The sequence below is a fragment of the Myxococcus sp. MxC21-1 genome, assembly GCF_032612255.1.
Lineage (GTDB): Bacteria > Myxococcota > Myxococcia > Myxococcales > Myxococcaceae > Myxococcus > Myxococcus virescens.
This window is the reverse complement of record NZ_CP123278.1, coordinates 524017-542678: the sequence shown is the minus strand read 5'-3', so window position 1 is coordinate 542678 and position 18662 is coordinate 524017. Positions and strand designations below refer to the sequence as shown.

At 68.4% G+C, this 18662-nt stretch carries 17 protein-coding genes, 1 tRNA gene and 1 pseudogene; 11 read left to right on the top strand and 8 right to left on the bottom strand.

The features are described from left to right. Nucleotides 1-65 precede the first annotated feature (65 nt). Nucleotides 66-284, bottom strand: coding sequence for a hypothetical protein (locus tag QEG98_RS02615; protein WP_225909704.1), 219 nt, complete (start codon nucleotides 282-284; stop codon nucleotides 66-68). A 257-nt stretch (nucleotides 285-541) separates the two neighbouring features. Between QEG98_RS02615 and QEG98_RS02610 the strand changes: the two are divergent. From QEG98_RS02610 to QEG98_RS02585, 6 genes and pseudogenes are all read left to right on the top strand, one after another. Then, nucleotides 542-1812 (top strand): annotated as a pseudogene (locus QEG98_RS02610) (hypothetical protein). A 66-nt stretch (nucleotides 1813-1878) separates the two neighbouring features. Continuing rightward, complete coding sequence (gene glgX, locus QEG98_RS02605) at nucleotides 1879-4005, top strand: glycogen debranching protein GlgX (protein WP_316565619.1); 2127 nt, start codon at nucleotides 1879-1881, stop codon at nucleotides 4003-4005. Between the two features lie 12 nt (nucleotides 4006-4017). After that, nucleotides 4018-4770, top strand: a complete 753-nt coding sequence (locus QEG98_RS02600) for a class I SAM-dependent methyltransferase (protein WP_316565618.1) — start codon at nucleotides 4018-4020, stop codon at nucleotides 4768-4770. 204 nt (nucleotides 4771-4974) lie between these two features. Further along, a complete protein-coding gene (locus tag QEG98_RS02595) occupies nucleotides 4975-5409 on the top strand; it encodes a hypothetical protein (protein WP_316565617.1) in 435 nt (144 codons plus the stop codon). 105 nt (nucleotides 5410-5514) lie between these two features. Further along, nucleotides 5515-6300: a subclass B1 metallo-beta-lactamase gene (gene bla, locus QEG98_RS02590; protein ID WP_316565616.1), complete on the top strand. Its 786-nt coding sequence runs from the start codon at nucleotides 5515-5517 to the stop codon at nucleotides 6298-6300. A gap of 240 nt (nucleotides 6301-6540) precedes the next feature. Continuing rightward, nucleotides 6541-7515, top strand: coding sequence for a hypothetical protein (locus QEG98_RS02585; RefSeq protein WP_316565615.1), 975 nt, complete (start codon nucleotides 6541-6543; stop codon nucleotides 7513-7515). A 30-nt stretch (nucleotides 7516-7545) separates the two neighbouring features. On the opposite strand, the gene QEG98_RS02580 is transcribed toward QEG98_RS02585, so the two are convergent. Then, nucleotides 7546-8388, bottom strand: coding sequence for a hypothetical protein (locus QEG98_RS02580; RefSeq protein WP_316565614.1), 843 nt, complete (start codon nucleotides 8386-8388; stop codon nucleotides 7546-7548). 19 nt (nucleotides 8389-8407) lie between these two features. Further along, a complete protein-coding gene (locus QEG98_RS02575) occupies nucleotides 8408-8698 on the bottom strand; it encodes a hypothetical protein (RefSeq protein ID WP_316565613.1) in 291 nt (96 codons plus the stop codon). Nucleotides 8699-9334: 636 nt separating this feature from the next. On the opposite strand from QEG98_RS02575, the gene QEG98_RS02570 reads away from it, so the two are divergent. The 4 genes from QEG98_RS02570 (at nucleotide 9335) to QEG98_RS02555 (ending at nucleotide 12706) form a co-directional block, all read left to right on the top strand. After that, a tRNA-OTHER gene (locus QEG98_RS02570) sits at nucleotides 9335-9399 on the top strand. Nucleotides 9400-9712: 313 nt separating this feature from the next. Further along, a complete protein-coding gene (locus tag QEG98_RS02565; protein ID WP_316565612.1) occupies nucleotides 9713-10036 on the top strand; it encodes a hypothetical protein in 324 nt (107 codons plus the stop codon). Beyond that, complete coding sequence (locus QEG98_RS02560; protein ID WP_316565611.1) at nucleotides 10009-10836, top strand: slipin family protein; 828 nt, start codon at nucleotides 10009-10011, stop codon at nucleotides 10834-10836. The genes QEG98_RS02565 and QEG98_RS02560 overlap by 28 nt, the downstream gene beginning before the upstream one ends. 55 nt (nucleotides 10837-10891) lie before the next feature. Beyond that, nucleotides 10892-12706: an acyl-CoA dehydrogenase gene (locus QEG98_RS02555; protein WP_201423558.1), complete on the top strand. Its 1815-nt coding sequence runs from the start codon at nucleotides 10892-10894 to the stop codon at nucleotides 12704-12706. 64 nt (nucleotides 12707-12770) lie between these two features. On the opposite strand, the gene QEG98_RS02550 is transcribed toward QEG98_RS02555, so the two are convergent. Both QEG98_RS02550 and QEG98_RS02545 read right to left on the bottom strand, forming a co-directional pair. After that, a complete protein-coding gene (locus QEG98_RS02550) occupies nucleotides 12771-13886 on the bottom strand; it encodes a hypothetical protein (RefSeq protein WP_316565610.1) in 1116 nt (371 codons plus the stop codon). 330 nt (nucleotides 13887-14216) lie between these two features. Then, nucleotides 14217-14780 (bottom strand): dual specificity protein phosphatase family protein, encoded by a 564-nt coding sequence (locus QEG98_RS02545; protein WP_244171450.1) that lies wholly within the window; start codon nucleotides 14778-14780, stop codon nucleotides 14217-14219. Nucleotides 14781-15010: 230 nt separating this feature from the next. On the opposite strand from QEG98_RS02545, the gene QEG98_RS02540 reads away from it, so the two are divergent. Continuing rightward, the gene (locus tag QEG98_RS02540; RefSeq protein WP_316565609.1) at nucleotides 15011-15721 is read left to right on the top strand and encodes a LysM peptidoglycan-binding domain-containing protein; all 711 of its coding nucleotides are present in this window, start codon (nucleotides 15011-15013) and stop codon (nucleotides 15719-15721) included. 246 nt (nucleotides 15722-15967) lie between these two features. Here the strand turns inward: QEG98_RS02540 and QEG98_RS02535 are convergent, their stop codons facing one another. From QEG98_RS02535 to QEG98_RS02525, 3 genes are all read right to left on the bottom strand, one after another. After that, a complete protein-coding gene (locus QEG98_RS02535; RefSeq protein WP_090486684.1) occupies nucleotides 15968-16741 on the bottom strand; it encodes a hypothetical protein in 774 nt (257 codons plus the stop codon). 10 nt (nucleotides 16742-16751) lie between these two features. Then, nucleotides 16752-17135 carry a hypothetical protein gene (locus QEG98_RS02530; protein ID WP_090486688.1) on the bottom strand — a complete coding sequence of 128 codons (384 nt, stop codon included), beginning with the start codon at nucleotides 17133-17135 and terminating at the stop codon, nucleotides 16752-16754. Nucleotides 17136-17522: 387 nt separating this feature from the next. Then, on the bottom strand, nucleotides 17523-18596 hold the full coding sequence (locus QEG98_RS02525; RefSeq protein ID WP_171442940.1) for a type IV pilus twitching motility protein PilT: 1074 nt from the start codon (nucleotides 18594-18596) through the stop codon (nucleotides 17523-17525). Between the last annotated feature and the right edge of the window lie 66 nt (nucleotides 18597-18662).

Here is an 18662-nt window from a genome sequence, read left to right as displayed (position 1 = left end):
AGCGAAAGAGACGATGCCCGCGGCGCCTGTGCCGCGGGCATCGCCCTGTGTCATCAGCGTGGGACTCAGCTCACGCTGAAGCCCGGATACGGCTGCGGTGACTTCACCGGCTCGATGATGCGTTGGCTGCCACCCGTCCCCGGCGTGCCAGCGGGACCACCCTCCGGCTGCAACGCGGGCGGACTGCCGCGCGGCGAGCGCTCCTCGTCCTCGGTGTCTGCATTCCGATCAGGCGCGGTGGGTATGGCTTCAGGTGGAATGTGCAACACGTCCTTCTTGCTCATGGCGGCCTCCTTTCCTCCAACCTGGAGCCCCCCTCCGAAATGGGCACCTGGCATCTGACCGCCTGCCTGGACGGATGCTCATGACTTCAGATGGGTTGCCCGCGCACGGCCCGCCGTATGGATGAACCCACGCCTGCCGTGCGTGACCACGTTGAGGACGAGCGGGCAGCCACTGCCCGTCGGTGGCACCGTCGAGGAGAGCCACGCTGAAATAGTGAACCGAACCTGAAGCACGGTTCAGAATCTGGTGGGATGTGATGAGCGTGAAGTTGGCATTGGCCGGCAGGCGACGGGAAAGCGAACACCTGTTCTCCCCTCCCGAGGGCCCCATCCCCTGGCTCCAGCGGATGTCGTCGTGGTTCCACGAGCGCCATGTCGAGCTGCTCGAAAGCGCCGTACTGGGCACCGGCCCCCTGGGCGCTCCCACGCTCCGACTGCGGCTGCACCCGGCGGCGGGCGATGTCGCGCTGGTGGCCACCTCGGGCGCCCACGTCTCCGTGTCCGCGGAGACGTCCACCGTGGGCCCCGGCTACCACCGCTTCCTCTGCGACACACTGAGGGCCATGGGTGACGCGCTCGGTATCGTCTGGGCGGCTGAGCGCGCGTCCTCGAAGGGCGGCGACCCCACCGGCTACTTCCACACGGGAGACGCCGGGCCCGTGGATGTGCACATGCTGGCGTCGCTCCAGGAAGCCGTGGGGTGGGTGCTGCGCATGCGCCGCCAGGGCGAGTCCGGCTTCGCGCTGTCCATGCGCTTCGGCCACACCTTCGAATATCCCGGTGCGCTGCTGACGCCGCTGGGGCCTCGCGACACGCGCTGGCTGGTGGACGTTTACGAGGACCCGCGCAGGGGCATCGACGTGTTCCCCTGGTGGACGCCGGGCATCGACGCGCGCATGCGGCTCAATCGCGCCCGGTGCCGCCTGTGGACGGACGTGGTCTGGCGCCCACCGCTGCTGGACGACGAGCGCCACCTGATGCGTGACGTGGCCCGCCTGCTGGAGCAGGCCTGGCGCGAGGACCCGTCCCTGGCCTATCCGTGGCGGGAGTGGCAGGAGGTGCTCGGCTTCCTGGGCGTGGGCGGCACACTGGCCGAGGAAGTCCACCAGCGCGCCTCGCAGGCACCGGCGGCCCGCCCATGGGCTACCGGCGCGGTGAGGTCCAGGTGGCGCTGCCAGCGGGCTGGGAGATTCGCATCCCGGGGTCGCTCGCGGAGGCGCACCTGCAGGATGGAACATGGGTGGCCCGGGACCATCGGCGCAGCGTGCGCTTCGTCCCCTTGGAGGACGGTGGCGCCGACAGCCTCATGCCCTCCTTCATGGAGCGCCGCGCGATGGACCTGGAGCACCACGGCAAGCGGGTCAGCGGACGGGCCTCACTCCGCATGGAGCCGGGCGAGTGCCGGCTGACCGCCCTGTGTACCTCGGGCAAGCGCCGCGCCCTGTGCGTGGTGAGCTTCGACGACCCGGACGAGCAGGACTGGGCGCTGGGGACCTGGCGCTCACTGGACCACGCTGTCGCCGCGTGACGCTTGCCAGCCCAGAGGTGCCATCCCACATTGAGCAGGCCTTTCCATCAGAATCGAGAGCCTGCAATGAGTAGGGAAGTCTGGCCGGGCAAGCCCTGGCCTCGCGGCGCCACCTTCGATGGTTCAGGGGTCAACTTCGCCATCTACTCCCAGGTCGCGACCCGCGTGGAGGTCTGCCTGTTCGCCCCCGCGGACCCGGCGCGCGAAATCGAACGGTTCGGCCTGCCGGAGTCCACGGACTTCGTGCACCACGGCTACGTGCCTGGCCTGGAGCCAGGCACGCTCTACGGTCTGCGCGTTCATGGCCCGTACGAGCCCGCCAAGGGCCACCGCTGCAATCCGCACAAGCTGCTGGTGGACCCCTACGCCAAGGCGCTCTACGGCGACGTGGACTGGCGCCAGCCGGTGTTCGGCTATCCACTGGGGCACGAGCAGCAGGACCTGGCGCGAGACGAACGCGACAGCGCGGCGGGCGTGCCCAAGTCCGTGGTGGTGAGCGACTACTTCGACTGGGGCAATGACCGGCGCCCGGACATCAGCTGGCGCGAGACGGTGCTGTACGAGGCTCACGTGCGCGGCCTCACCATGCGCCACCCCGGCGTGCCCGAACACCTGCGTGGCACCTACGCGGGCCTCGCCTGCCCGCCCGTCATCGAGCATTTGCTGAAGCTGGGCGTGACGTCGGTGGAGTTGCTGCCGGTGCATGCCTTCGCGGACGACTCGTTCCTCGACGACAAGAAGCTGTCCAACTTCTGGGGCTACAACACGCTGGGCTACTTCGCGCCGGAGCAGTACTACGCCAGCCGCAAGACGCCTGGCGCCGCCGTCGCCGAGTTCAAGGCGATGGTGAGGGACCTGCACGCCGCGGGCATCGAGGTCATCCTCGACGTCGTCTACAACCACACCTGCGAGGGCAACCACCTGGGGCCCACGCTGTCGCTCAAGGGCATCGACAACGCGAGCTACTACTGGCTGATGCCAGACGGGCGGCACTACCTGGACTTCACCGGGTGCGGCAACAGCATCAACGCGTCCCACCCACAGGCGGCGCGGCTCATCATCGACAGCCTCCGCTACTGGGTGACGGAGATGCACGTGGACGGGTTCCGCTTCGACCTCGCCACGGTGCTGGGCCGCACGGGTGAAGGCGCGTTCGACCGCGACGCGGCGCTGTTCCAGATTCTCCACCAGGACCCGGTGCTCGGCCGCGTGAAGCTCATCGCCGAGCCCTGGGACGTGGGCCTCGGCGGCTACCAGGTGGGCGGCTTCCCCCCGCCCTGGCGCGAGTGGAACGGCAAGTACCGGGACGCGCTGCGCCGCTACTGGAAGGGCGATGAGAACCTCGCCAGTGAGATGGGCTACCGGCTCACGGGCAACGCGGACCTGTACGCGGAGGCGCGCCGGCGGCCCCAGGCGAGCATCAACTTCGTCACCGCGCATGACGGCTTCACGCTGCACGACCTGGTGACGTACAGCCACAAGCACAACGAGGCCAACGGCGAGCACAACCGTGACGGCGCGGACGACAACCAGTCGTGGAACTGCGGCGTGGAGGGTGAGACGGACCAAGCGGACGTCATCGCCCTGCGCGAGCGGCAGAAGCGCAACCTGCTGGCCTCGCTCTTCCTGTCCACCGGCATCCCGATGATTGTCGCGGGTGACGAGATGGGCCGCACGCAGGGCGGCAACAACAACGCGTACTGCCAGGACAACGAGTTGTCGTGGGTGGATTGGAACCTGGATGAGCGACGGCGGAAGCTGCTGGCGTTCACGCGCAAGCTCATCCACTTCCGCCACCGCCAGCCGGTGCTCCAGCGCCGCCGCTTCTTCAAGGGCCAGCACCTGTGGGACTCCGAGCACAAGGACCTGACGTGGTTCCGGCCGGATGGCTCGGAGATGAAGGCGGAGGACTGGGAGAAGCCCTTCGTGCGCTCGCTGGCATTCCTCCTGGGCGGCGACGCCATCCCCACGCCGGACGAGCGCGGGCAGCGCATCATCGGTGACGCGCTGCTGATACTGCTCAACTCGCACCATGAGCCGGTGACGTACAAGCTGCCGCCCGCCGCGCAGGGCCAGCGATGGGAGCTGGAGCTCTGCACCACCGACGACAACCGGGGACCGGAGCCGGTGAAAGGTGAGACGTTCGAGCTCATCGGTCGCTCGCTCGCGGTGTTCCGGCAGGTCGCGGACTGAAGCAGATGCCGCATGCTAGGGTTCCCCGCCGAGGCCTTCCCCGGCGGGTGCGGCATGCCGGTGCCTGAGCGAAGCAGGTCCGCCGCCAGGGCGCTCGCACGAGCCGGAGGAACCGTGTCGCGGGATGCACAGGAAGAGGGCGTGAAGCAGGTGTACGGTGAGATTGCCTCGGCCTACGAGGCGCTCTTCCCCGCCCTGCACCGGTACGAGGAGCGGGTGGAGCGGTTCCTCGCGGCGGTGGTGGCGCCCGGCGCCCGCGTGCTCGACGTGGGGTGTGGGCCGGGGCTTCACACCCGCGGACTGGACGTCTCCATCGCCGTGGTTGGCACCGACCTCTCCGAGGACATGCTCGCGCTGGCTCGGACAGCGCGGCCGGGTGGCGCGTGGCATGTACACAGCTACCACCAGCCAATTCCTCCCGACTGGGGCCGCTTCACCGTCGCGCTCGCCATTGGCTGCCTGGACTTCTGCGACGACCTGCCGCGCGTGCTGAAACACCTCGCGGAGGCGCTGGAGCCGGGCGGCAAGCTGCTCTTCACCGTGCTGGAGCGGCGGCCGGGATTGGACGGGCACGAGGCGCCCGTGCAGCCGATTCAAACGGCGGGGCCGGCGGTGACGCTGCACCTGTACTCATTCGAGGAGACCGCCCGGGCCGTCACGGAAGCAGGGCTGCTCCCACGCACGTACGCGCATGCGCCCGGCTGGGTGCAGCTCACGGAACAGCGGACCATGTGGTTCGGGTGGTGGGAGGTGGAGCGGCGCTGAGCGCGTGGCTCCAGGACCGCACTTCTGGTGCCTGAGGGCCACAGCCCGGCCACTCCAAGGTGTGCACGAGGCTTGCACTGGACTCCTCCCAGGAGGCATCGACACGTGATTCGGCTGCGTTGGACCTGCATCGGGGCGTCTCTGCTGGCAATGGCCGTGGGTTGTGCGGAGGCCCCCCTCCGCGGCGACACAACGCCGCCGAGCGTGTCGATTGCGCTCGTGGAGAGCGGATGCGACCCGGAAACGAACTTCCGGTGCCTGTGCGTAGGGAACGTCGGAGACGCGGCGCCCCACCTTCGAGAGATCGGCGTGGACCTGGACGCCCTGCAAAAGAACGGTTGGCCGTGCGTACCGGGTGACTTCGACCAGGACGGAGAGCAGGACTATGCCTTTCCGGGCGAGGGATACTCGTGCAACCGGCCCGTCCCGGTGCGGGTTCTCTTCACGCGAGGCGGGCACCTGCGGGAAGTCCAGACGCTGCCGCGGAAGTTGAGCTGCCTTCAGCGCGATGTCTCCAATGACGCGTCCCTGCCCCCGGGACAGGGACTGGTCGATTGGGGTGAGGGGAATGCCACCTGGCGCTACCGGTTCGACGGCAAGGGCTGGCTCACCACCTCCCATCTCTCCGAGGCGCACTGATTCGGTACAACCGGGGCACACCGCGCTGGTCCCAGGCCCGCCTTGGTGTGCCGCTCGAATTCCTCCACTCCGACGCGGCATCGCCGCTGCCGAGGCCTCTTGACGATGACGTTGCTTCCCCTTCGTTGGTTTTGTGCCGGTGCTCTTCTCATCACCCTGAGCACCGCCTGCACCCGCTCCACGCCGGCCGCGACGATGGAGCGGAACATCCCCGTGGAGGCGCAGTCCCAGGGTCCGGACGAATACGTGCTGGCGGATGACGTGAGCGTGCGGAAGCTCGCGCCTGGCGTGTGGCTGCACGTCACGGTGGTGACGTTGAAGCCATTCGGCCGCGTCTCCACCAACGGGCTCATCATCGAGGACGGTGAAACGTCCTTGCTGATCGACACGGGCTGGGATGCACGGCAGGGCGCGCTGCTGCTCGACTGGGCCCGGGACACGCTTCGGCGTCCGGTCCGCACGGCGGTGGTGACGCACTTCCATGAGGATCGCCTCGGCGGTGTCCCGGCGCTCGTCCCGCATGGCATCCCCGTCCATGGTTTGGAGGAGACGGCACGGATTGCCACGTCCCTGGGCCTGCCGGGCCCCACGGAGACCTTCGCCGAGACGAGCACGGTGGGCTCCCTGGAGCTCTTCTTCCCGGGGGCGGGCCACGCGAAGGACAACATCGTCGTGTGGCACCGGGACAGCGGCGTGCTGTTCGGCGGCTGCTTCGTGAAGGACGGCGCCTCGACGAACCTGGGCAACGTCGCGGACGCGGACGTGGCGGCCTGGCCCGCGAGCCTGTCGCGGACGCGGCAGCGGTTTCCGGAGGCGCGCGTGGTGGTCCCGGGGCACGGACAGCCCGGTGGGCCGGAGCTGCTAGGCCACACGGAAGCGCTGCTCCGCTGAGCGGCCTCGCGGAGCAACCGGGCAGGCGCGGGCGATGTGACTGTGCCTCGCCCACACGGGAAGGAGCGTTGGCCAACACACCGTGGTGGGTCGCTCCACGCTCGCTCGCCTGCCGTTGAAGGTCTGTCCCCGGACATTCCCACACGGCTCCAGGGTTCACGGGCATGGGCGCGGGCCCTTGCCGTTCCTACCGTCCCGCAGAGAAGCACGGGCCAATGGGCGTAGGGGACGGAGGGAGACATGAGGCTTGTGGCTGCGGTGTCGCTCGCGATGGTGGCGAGCGCGTGTACCTCGGTGCGGATGGAGCAGCGGGACGGTTGCTGGGTGAAGCAGACCCGGGCCTTTCCCTCCACGCTCAAGGAGGAAGTGGGGCCCTGCGCTCGGCCCGTGCCCGTGTGGTCCGAGGACCGGCTCACGCGGCTGGTGCAGGAGTGCGTGATGCACACGGACTACCGCTGGCAGAGCAGCGCGTTGGTGGCATGGAACCGGAGCGAACCCCTGCCGGAGCGGGAGTCCGAGGAGAAGGTCCTCGCAGCCTGCATGGCCCGGGCGGAGACCATCCTGAACACGGAGAAGGGCGCGCTGGAGCAGCGGCTGAGCGAGGTGGCGCGGGAGCGGGACACGCTGAAGGCGAGCATCGAGAAGGAGCGCAACCAGCATCAAGCCATCCTCACGGAGCAGCTCACGCGTCACGACGCCAGCATGGAGCGGGCGCGCAACCAGATGCATGAGAGCAACAACCTGCTCGCGGAGGCACTGGGCGAAGCAGCGAAGAAGCCCGCGCCCTCGGCGGTGGCGACGGCCACCTCCACGTCCAGCAGCGAGGGGCTGGCGAACACGCAGACCGACTCCACGCAGCGCAGCGACGCGGCGCTCCGGGGTGACGTGTCGTCCTCGGCACGACGGAGCTCGTCGTCGCAGGACACTCAGACCGCGCCACCTCCCAGGGTGGTGAAGCCCATCATCGACACCACGGACGACACACCACTCATGTGCGAACTGTCGCCGGCGACGAAGGCGAAGGCGAATCAGTCACGCGCGTCCTCAAAGAAGAAGCGGCCGGGTGTCCGGAACGCGTCTGAGTGCACGCAGATGAAGCCTGAACCATCCTTCCAGCCCGCCGAGCCGGAGGAGGCCATCCTGGCAACGCCCGCGCAGCAGACAGCGAAGGCGCCCATCCCACTGGTGCCCCAGGACGCTGACGCCGTGAAGTAGCGCCGAGGCACGCAGCCGCGGGCTGCCCCTTCACACGAAGTGGGCGGCCTCAAGTGCATACCCCTGCGCACGCATCGCCTGCAGTGCGTCGCGGAGACGCGGGGAGATGAGCAAGCGCGGCTCGGGCCTCAGTTCTCCACGCCGGTCGCCAAACAACTTATCGGTCACCCACAGGTCAGCGCCATCGTGGCTGGCTCGGTCGACGTACAGCTCCGAAATCTGGTTGAGGCCAGCAGTGTGTCCCGAGGGGCAGCGGAATACGTTGCGCTCGTCGAGGTCGAACGGATTGTTTCCCGCCACCGTCCTCGCATTCAGCGTCAGGGGCTTCGAAGTGACGACAAGCTGGAACCAATCCGAAGGAAGGAGCTTGCCTCTCCCCTGATGAAGCACCGGCCGGAACTCCGCACCGCGAAGACCGTGCATCTGGAAGGCCGACGCGAGCCGTGATGACACCACCACCTCTCCAGCGAGGGTCTGGGCGACGTCCTTGCCCTTCGGAATGCGTCGGGTGTCGAGGATGAGGTCGGAGACTTGCCGAGCGCCTGCGCCACAGTGCCGGCAGGTGGATGCCTCATCATACGCCGTACCGCACATGGCCCCTGTCGGCTCGAAGTACGCGCGAACGACGAGATTGAGCACCTCCGCGGTTTGAAGCTCCCGTGCCGTGTAGCGCCGATGCAGGCGCCAGGACATGAAGAACGCGCCACCCTGCTTCGCGTAAGCGTGGTTGAGCTGTGCAATCCGTGCGACGCAGGCATCGTCGACGGGCAGCACCACCTTGCGGATGGAGCCGCCCAACGAGACGCCGAGCCCCGGGTCAAGGTGCTCCCGAGCATCCCGCTCGGCGATTCTGAACTCGATGGTCTCTCGCATGCTCAAGGCGTGATGCCAATCAACTGGGGGATGGAATGCGAAGCTCCTGCGGTGTGGGTCGACGCCCCTGACCATACGGCCAGGCTCGGCGGAACTGCTGCGTCACGGCTTTGTGGTACGCGGTCGGCAACCGGTACGTCTGCCCGTTACTCGCACCGCCCAGGTACAACGGGATGAAGTGGTGGTTCTCATACCCAATGCTGTTCGGGTAGGTCGCCTGAGCCGTCTGCAGCCGCTGCTGATAAACCTGCCGAGCCTGGACGACCACCGCATGGTCCGCGCTCCGGCGAGCAGTGACCTGGGTCTGCATGGGTGATGGCCGAGGATTGAGCGCTGGCGGCTGGCGACTTGGGCGACCACCGCCTCCCCGCCTCACCGGCCGGAGCGCGAGTGGTTCCGTTCCGGCGTACCCAGTACCTTCATCCCACCCCAGGGGAAAGAAGGCACCGTGGGACTCCCCCTGCCCTTCAGCGGACGGCGACACGACATAGGCAGCGCCCGTCTCCGGCGATGACGAAGCTTCCCTTCCGGCGACACAGGCCCACTGGAGCAGGAGCAGGGCGACGCCCATCGGAACAAGTCTCGACTGACGCAATGGAACCACTCCTCGCACATGCGAATAGGAAGGCACGGCGCCCGACTTCCGATGCCTGGGGCCCGATGCGGAGCGCGACCCGCCCATTCCAGCATGCGCAAGGGCAGCCTGGACACCGGCGCCTTTCGCCATGTCAGACTCCACGCCGCGTCCCGTCGCTCGACCTCGGCGGAATCCAGAGGCGTCATGGGGCTGTCCCCGGGCTCCCAACTCCGGGCAGGGGCGCGCTGCGCCCAGGTGCCGGCGAGGGTGTTCCCGTGTCCATCGCTCGCAGTGGTTTCCTCATATCGGACCGCCCGGCCGGGCCCCCGTCGGGTCCAACAGGCAGCAGGCGCCAGATGCGCCTGGCTCCGAACTAGCTCACTGGTAGAGCACAGGTCCAAATCCTGCGGAGAAGGTTCGATTCCTTCGTTCAATCCAGAGGGTTCCGCCGCGAGCTGACGTGAGCGCGGGTCCACCGCTTCCCACTCCTCCCACCTCGATGCCCGGCGTTCCGCCAGGGCGACAGGGCCCCTTCCGAGCCGTCTGCGGAAGCCCCTGCCGCCGTCCGCGGAGGTGCCCGGCGCGCAGGCGCGAGCAGCCAGGAAGCGGCCAGGACAGACAGTCCGCGCTCCACGTCCGTGAACGGTGGGGCCCTCACTTTTCAGCAGTACCCGGGACACGCGCGACAACGCGCACTGAAACGTCCCGGTTCTTCAAGCTCCCCCGGAGGGGGAAAGGAGGTGCGCGATGAGCATCATGCGTGTGGATATCGGGCAGAATGAGCGGGCGTTCGTGCTGGTGGACGAGAAGCCGGAGCGCTACCTCGTTCCCGGCCGGTACTGGCTACTCCACCCCTTCCGAAAAGTGCGGCTGGTGCGCGTGAGCACCGAGCAGCCGCTCGTCCAGTTCGACCCGGCGTTCCTGGCCCTCGTCCCGGAGACGGACCTGCAGGTCGTGGAGCTGAGCGCCGACGAGCGCGCCATCCTCTTCCACAAGGGCCGTCCCGTGCGGTGGCTCGGCCGGGGCCTGCACCGGTGTGGACGGTGGAGCGCCTTCCCAGCCGTCAGCTGACGCCCGGCGCGCCCACCGTGCGCGTGGAGCGCGTGGACACCTCGGGTGTCACCACGGCGCCGCTGCGTGACGACGTGCGTGCCCTGGTCCCCGCCAGCGACTACACAGAGGCCACCGCCACCGAGGGCACCGTCGTGCTCCGCTACGTGGATGGCGTGCTGGACGCCGAACTTCCTCCGGGCCGCCACGCCGCGTGGACCGTCGCCCGCAAAGTGCATCTGGCCGTCATCGACCTGCGCGAGCGCCTGCTCCACGTCACCGGCCAGGAGGTGATGACGAAGGACCGCGTCACGCTGCGCCTCAACCTGTCAGCGGCCTTCCGCGTCTCGGACGCGCGCCGGCTCGCCGTCGTGTCCCGCGCTCCGGATGACGTCCTCTACCTGGCCATGCAGCTGGCCGCGCGCGAGGCCGTGTCGGAGCGGACGCTGGATGAGCTGCTCGCCTCGCGCGAAGCCGTGGCCGAAAGCCTCTTCACCCAGGTGAAGGACCGCGCCCACACGGTGGGCCTGGACCTGCTGCGCTTCGGCATCAAGGACGTCGTCCTCCCGGGTGAGATGAAGGAGCTGCTCAACCGCGTCATCCAGGCGCAGAAGGAAGCGGAGGCCAACGTCATCCTGCGACGCGAGGAGACAGCCGCCACCCGCTCCATGGCGCAGACGGCCAAGGTGCTGGCGGAGAACCCGCTGCTGGTGCGCCTCAAGGAACTGGAGGCCTACAAGGACCTCGCGTCCAAGGTGGGGCAGGTGCACCTCGTCCTCGGCGAGGGCGCGGTACCCACCCTGCAGCTCAAGAGTCACTGACTCGCAAATCAATCTCGGGTTAGCCTCGCGGCCCCACACCCGCGAGGAGCCTGAGATGTCGTCTTCGAACCACTACGTCCCCAACCTGCGCGATATCGAGTTCAACCTCTTCGAGTTCCTCGATATCGGCCGAGCCTCGCTGGGCCACGCACCCTTTGGCGACCTGGACGAGACGGCCGCACGCCAGATGCTCCAGATGTTCGCCCAGCTCAGCACCAACGAGCTGGCCCAGAGCTTCGAGGAGCCGGAGCACAACCCGCCGAAGCTCGAGAATGGCGAGGTGACGCTGCCGCCCGGGCTGAAGAAGGCGATGAACGCCTTCTTCGACGCGGGCATGCACCTGCTGGAGCAGCCGCCACACCTGGGCGGCCTGGGCGCGCCGCCCTCCCTGGGCTGGGCCGCGTTCGAGCTGCTGGTGGGCGCCAATGCCTCGCTGGCCTTCTACACGCTGGGCAACCTGCTGGCGCGCATCATCGACCGGCTGGGCACGGACGCGCAGAAGCAGCGCTTCCTGCCGCACATGCTGGACCGCCGCTGGGGTGGCTCCATGGTGCTCACCGAGCCCGACGCCGGCAGTGACGTGGGAGCCGCCCGCACCAAGGCCCGCCGCGTCTCCGACGATGTCTGGGAAATCGAAGGGGTGAAGCGCTTCATCACCAACGGTGACTCGGACATGTCCGAGAACATCATCCACATGGTGCTCGCGCGTCCGGAGGGCGCGGCGCCTGGCACCAAGGGCCTGTCGCTGTTCGTCGTGCCCAAGTACTGGGTGAATGAGGACGGCAGCCTGGGTGAAGCCAACGGCGTGGTGTGCACCAAGCTGGAGAAGAAGATGGGGCTGAAGGGCTCCGTCACCTGTGAGATGACCTTCGGCGACGGGAAGCCCTGTCGCGGCCTGCTGCTGGGCGAGGTCCACGACGGCATCCGGCAGATGTTCTACATCATCGAGCAGGCCCGCATGGCGGTGGGCGTGAAGTCCATGGCCACGCTGTCCGCCGGCTACGGCCGCGCGCTGGCCTTCTCCAAGGACCGCCTCCAGGGCGCGGACCTGATGCAGGCCCGGGACAAGACGGCGCCCCGCGTGCCCATCTTCCGTCACCCCGACGTGCGCCGCATGCTGATGGCGCAGAAGGCCCACGCGGAGGGCATGCGCGCGCTGTGCCTCTACACCGCGTTCATCCAGGACGGAGTGGAGCGCAAGGGCGGCCACCGCGCCACCGAAGCGGGTGAGCTGGACACGCTCAACGACATGCTGCTGCCGCTGGTGAAGGGCTACTGCTCGGAGAAGGCCTACGAGCTGCTCGCGCTGTCGCTCCAGGTCCACGGCGGCTCCGGCTACCTGCAGGACTACCCGGTGGAGCAGTACATCCGGGACCAGAAAATCGACACGCTCTACGAGGGCACCACGCACATCCAGGCGCTCGACTTGCTCATGCGCAAGGTGGCGCGTGACGGCGGCGCGACGCTCCAGGGCCTGCTGTCCCAGATTCGCGAGACGGCCGAGCGCACTGGAGAGGGCAAGGAGCTGGAGGCCGAGCGCGCCGCGCTGGGCCGCGCGCTGGGCGACTTGGAGACGATGCTCGGCACGCTGATGGGCAAGCTGGGCGAGTCCGTCTATCACGTGGGCCTGCAGGGCAACCGCGTGCTGGCCGCCGTCGCGGAGGTCGTCATCGGCTGGCTGCTGGTGCGCCACGCGGAGGTCGCGCTGGAGCGCATGAAGAGCAACCCCGGGGACCGCGCCTTCTACGTGGGCAAGCTCGCCAGCGCCCGCTGGTTCTGCCACGAGGTGCTGCCCGGCGTCGCCCACGCCGCCCGCATGGTGGAGCACGGCAACCTGGACCTGATGGAGGTGCCGGAAGAGTCGTTCTGACGCGAAGCCCCCAGGCGAGCCGGCCACCGGTGCCAGGCCCGCCGTCGCGGCCGGGAGGCGCTCGCTACTTCCTCAGCGCGTCCCCCGGCACCGGCAGCCCGCGCGCCGCCAGGTCACGCTCCACGTACAGCCGCAGGACATGCATGAAGTCCTGCGCGTTCGTCACCACGCCAAAGGCCTGGTGCGTGCCGCGGTCCTTCAGCTTGCTCACCACGAACTCGGACGAGTCCACGCAGATGGTGGGCAGCTCCCGCAGCGAGCCGTCCTTCTCCGTGACGAACGCCGGCAGCATGTTGCCGGTGGCGATGGCATGCAGCGCCGTGGCGATCATCACCGCCATGGTGGACTTCACCGCGTGCTCGCGCATGGCCACCTGCGCCTCCAGGTTGTCCGTCACCACGTCCGGCAGCGGCCCGTCGTCACGGATGGAGCCCGTCAGCACGAAGGGCACCTTGTGCACCACGCACGCGTGCATGATGCCGTTGGTAATCACCCCGGCCTCCACTGCCTTGGCGATGGAGCCCGCCGCCCGCACCTTGTTGATGGCGCGCATGTGCAAACCGTGGCCGCCCGAGGTGGCCTCGCCCGAGCCGCTCATCCCCAGCGTGGTGCCAAAGATGGAGGCTTCGATGTCATGCACCGCCACCGCGTTGCCCGCCAGCAGCGCGCCCACGAAGCCATTGGCGACGAACCACGTCATGTCCGCGCGCGCCCGCGAATGCACCAGCGCCGGCCCCGTCACCCAGATGGGGTAGCCCCCGCGCTCTCGCTCGTCCACCAGCACCCGGGCCATGTGCGCGTAGTCGATGGGCTTCTCGCGGGACACCGCGCTCGTCATGAACTTGAACTCCCCCTCGCCCTCATCCGCGAGGTAGGCGGCGTTCACGAACACGCCTTCGCTGCCGTCCTCCGCGAGGCCCACCACCACGCGCTCGCCCGCACGCACGCGACGGCCTTCGCGAATCCACAGCTCGCCTTGCACATCCAGCACCAGCGCCCCGTCCATGCGCGGCTCGCGCGGCATGCGCCACGCGCCGCCCACGCGCACGTAGGTGGGGAGATTCGTCGTGGTGAAGAAGCCCTCCGGCAACACGCCGTCCGCGGGCGCAGGCTGGAAGCGCGCGTCCGGGCAGGAGGCGAAACGCGCGGCCGTGAAGTCAGGATGAGGAATGGAGCTCACACCAGCACCATGCGCGGAGCCCTCGCCCGCTTCAAGCGCCTCCGCATCCGCGGGCCACCAGATGTCAGGGGACGACAGTAAAGCCGGGATTGCGCGTCATTACATCCGCGCGTCCACACCCACTCCGCCCATCCGAGGACGGCTGCTGGCCGGGGCCAGCTCACGACGCAGCAACTCCGCGTAGCGAGCCGCAGCCGAGCCGCCTCGTCTGGAGCGTGGGCGTCGTAGGACGCGGCGGTCAGCGCATGGCCCCCTACTGGAAAATCAGGCAGGCCTGCCGGTGGAAGCGCGGCAACTCCAGGAGTGGAAGTCGGCCCTAGTGGCGCTCCCTCAGTCCTCATTCCCGCGGGAAGCGGGAGGCGGCTGGGTCAGGTGGCTGTGCGCAATCGCGGCCAGTTCCTCCAAGCTGGGCACACGCCACGTCGCCGCGTTCCGCTGACGCCAGGCCTCCGCCCACGCCATGAAGGTGCGCAGTTGCTCCGTGCTGGGTGACACCTGCCAGCGCCGCTGCTTCGCCAGGGACAGCGCCTCCAACGGTGGATGCCCCAGCGCCACCAGGACGCACAAGGCGAGCAGCGCGCTGCGCCCCACCCCATGCTCACAGTGGATGTAGACCTTGTTGCCCCGGGCCAGCTGGTCCGTCACCCACGCGACGCCGTCATCCAGCCGGTCGCCACGGATGGCCCGAAGGTCCTCGGTGGGCAGGTGCAACAAGGTGATGCCGTGCTCGCGCAGGACGTGCTCGTCGTCACAGGCCTCCACCCGCACGTCCACCACACAGCGGATGCCAAGCGCCCCCGCGAGGTGCTCCGCCGTATCGATGGGGAAGCGGCCCCCCACCGCCAGCGAGGGCAGCACCCAGTCCAGGTTCAATCTCCGGGACAGCGCGCTCATGCGGCCCAAGGTAGGGCAGCTCGCTGGCGCTGGCAGCCTCCGCGGACGCCAGGACGCTTTTGAAGTGTTTTTCGACCCACCTTCTGGAGAATTCGCTGGAATCACGGGGGGTTCCGGGGCGCTGGCCTTGAAAATCAAGAGGCACGCAACTCCGGGTCTCAGGCTCCGAGAATAGGTGCAAGACGTACATGCGGCGCCCTCGCGCCGCTTCAGACCCTACGGAGCCCCCCATGAGCAACAGGTACAGCATCAAGTCGGGCGACACCCTCTCCCACCTGGCGCAGCGCTACAACACCAGCGTCAGCGCGCTGATGAAGGCGAATCCGCAGATCAAGAACGCGGACCTCATCTACGCCGGCAAGTCGCTGAACATCCCCGGTTCGAAGGACTCCTTCGAGAGCGGCTCCGCGGGCCGCGCGGGTGGCGCCACGGGCGGCGGCGGAACCAGCGGCGGTGCGCAGGACGTGCAGGGCCCCAGCAGCTCCGGCCCCGGCGTCCGCGGCCCCAAGGGCAGCCCCTTCGAAATCGCGTCGCAGCACCTGGGCAAGAACGCGGGCTCGCTGAAGCTGGAGAAGAACGGCGTGGGCGCGGACATGGAGGACTGGGTCCCCAACAACGTCAACTGCGCCAACTTCGTGTCCGCCGTGCTGGAGCAGTCCGGCCAGATTTCCGACTCGCAGCACGACAACAGCGTGATGGGCCTGATGGCCAAGCTGGACAGGGACCCCAACTTCAAGCGCATCGACCTGAAGGACGCGAAGCCGGGTGACGTGGTCTCCATGAAGACCAACGGCGGCCAGCACGTGGTGATGTTCGCGGGTTGGAAGGACGGCAAGCCGACGTTCATCGGCTCCAACAACGTCAACTCGGATGGCTCGCAGCGCGTCACCATCTCCAGCATGAACTACCCCATCATGGCGGTGCACCAGTACCGGGGCTGAGCGCCCGCCCGAACCTGAGCGAGCACCCACGGGGCTCCGCGTCCGACCTTCTCGTCGGGCCCGGGGCCCCGCTGGCGTTCAGGCCCCCGTGATGACTCAGAGCCGCGGCGCCAGGGATAGCGCGGCCTGGATGAGCGGGCTGCGCGCGCTCGGCGGCGCCTTGGACACCACGCCGGCTTCGCGAGGCCCTCCCGGAAGGAGCGTCCCGGCTCCTCTCCGAGCACGACCCGCCCAAGCGGTGAGCGCTCAGGGCGCGCCGCGGCCCGCGTGCAGGCAGACCACGGCCTCATCCAGCAGGTCGAGCGCCGCGTCGGACCAGCCCCGCAGCTTCATGCGCGGGGACACAGACGTGGTGAAGGGGATGAGGCCGGCGACGGCGGCGTCCTCGATGAGCTGGGCCTGTTGCTCGGGGTTGAGCTGGGCCCAACGCTTCTCGCGGCTCACGCCCTTGCGCCAGTCGTATCCATCGCCGGACCACTGCGCGGCCAGCGCGGCGCTCAGGTAGGCCGTGCCGCCGTGCTGGTGCTGCCACACGTGCGTCAGCTCATGAACGAGCAGGCCGAAGTCCACGCCCCCACTCCGAGGCGGGACGAAGACGGTGTTGCCGTGCGCGAAGGCCCGCCCGGGAAGGCCCAGCAGGCCCAGCCGGCCGACCTTCACCCGCACCACCGCGTAGTTCAGGCTGTCCCCGAAGATGGGCCGCAGGCGGACGATTTCCTCCGCCGAGAGGCGGCGGCCCGGCGGCTCCAGACCGACCAGCACCTGCACCGAGCTGAGCACGCGCCCGCCCACCATCAACACGGCATCCGCGGGAAGCTGCGCCACGCGCGTCAGGCCCTGGCCCAGTTGGGGCAGTCCCTCGCGAGGCCGGCCGCGCGCGCACTGCGCCACGCCTCCGCCCATCGCCTTCAGCACCACGCCCACGCTGCGAGCCACGCCCACCGACGCGCTCGAGACACCCGTGAGCAGACCCCGGCCCGCATCCACCAGCCGCTCGGAGAAGGTGGCCGCGTGGCTCATGCCATGTTCCTCAGCGCCCCGCCGTCATGGCGCGCAGCCCGGAGAGCCCCATGACGGACTCCACCAGCGAGCGCAGCGCGCCCGGGCGCCACGGGCGGGACAGCGCGAAGTGCGTGAGGCTGGAGGCGCTGTAGGCCGCCGCCACCTCGGGACGGAAGTAGGACGACACGAGGATGCGTGGCCCCGCCAGGTCGCGCTCCACCAGCCGAGCCAGGAAGGCCGGCACGGCTGCTCGCTCCACGGAGTCCAGGTCCACGATCACCGCCTCGGGCACCACGCCCAGGTCCATCCGACGATCCGCCGACGCGATGCCCAACGTGGGGACCAGCTCGAAGTCTGACGCCAGCTCGCGGCCCATCGCCAGCCGGAAGAGCGGCTCCTCCGAGACGAGCATCACCCGAGGCCCCTTGGGCACGCTCCGGTGACGCCGTGCGGGCGCGGGAGTGGGCTCAATGGGAAGACGCAGTGCGCCAGCCTCCACCAGATGGCGGGCATCGAGGAGGGACTGCGCACGGCGAATCAGGGGGGCGGGAGCGCTGGACACAACGCGACAATAACCAGCAATAGCGGAAATATCAACCTTTGCTTCAATTTTCGGGAGTAATTCCTGTTTTTCGTGAGCTCGAACCCCGTGGAGTTGGGCGTCTTGACACACCCGTTCAGTGAGTCAGAAGTAACACCTATTCAGGCGTATCGGGTCTGGGATGACCCTGTTGTTTCCACGGGGACTACCGCGTGCCCGCGGCCTTCGCGGGCTCTCCCAGGGCAACAGCCGCGCCGCTCACTCGAACTCGAGCGCGCGCTGGAAGTCGGCCGGGTTGGAGGCCGCGCTCTGCGCCGTCTCCAGGGTGATGAGCCCCTCCCGATAGAGCTGCGTCAGGTGCTGGTCGAAGGACTGCATGCCGAACATGTCTCGGCCCTTCTCGATGACGTCCTTCAGCTCGTTGGCGCGGTCGTCGCGGATGTACTGCTCCACCGTCTTCGTCTGCACCATGATTTCCAGCGCCACCGTGCGGCCCTTGCCGCTGGCCCGGGGCAGCAGGCGCTGTGACACCGTCGCCTTGAGGCAGTCCGCCAGGCGCATGCGCACCATCGTCTGCTCTTCAGCGGGGAACACCGACACCAGGCGGTTGATGGTGCGTGACGCATCCGTCGTGTGCACCGTGGAGAGCACCAGGTGGCCCGTCTCCGACGCCTTGAGCGCGATGTCGATGGTCTCCGTGTCGCGCATCTCGCCCACCAGGATGACGTCCGGATCCTGGCGCAGCGCCGCGCGCAGCGCAATCGCGAAGCTCTGCGTATCCGGACCAATCTCCCGCTGGGAGATGGAGGACTTGATGTTCTTGTAGATGAACTCGATGGGGTCCTCGATGGTGAGGACGTGCAGGTTCTCCGTGCGGTTGATGTGGTCAATCATCGCCGCCAGCGTGGAGCTCTTCCCAGAGCCCGTCGCGCCCGTCACCAGCACCAACCCGCGCTCGTTGCCGGCAATCTTCTTCAACACCTGCGGCAATCCCAGCCCGTCAATGGTTGGGATTTCATCCGGGATGATGCGCAGGATGCACGCCAGCGAGCCCCGCTGCCGATAGATATTCACCCGGAAGCGCGCCACGCCTGGGAGGCTGTAGGACGCGTCGCACTCCTGAAGCGTGTCAATCTGCTTCTTCACCTCGGGGTCCGACACGACATGGACTGCCACCTGTCGCGTGTGGTCCGCGTGAAGCTTCTCCATCTTCAAGGGCCGGAGCGCGCCATTGACCCGGTAGATGGGCGGGTCCCCCGGCCGGAAGTGGATGTCCGATGCACCGTTCTGCACACCGACTGCGAGCAGCTTGTTGAGCGTTGCCAGATCCAGGGGAGTGACCCTCTTCAGTAAAGAAGGCCCCGGACTCTAGGCGGACACTCAACAGTTGCACATGGT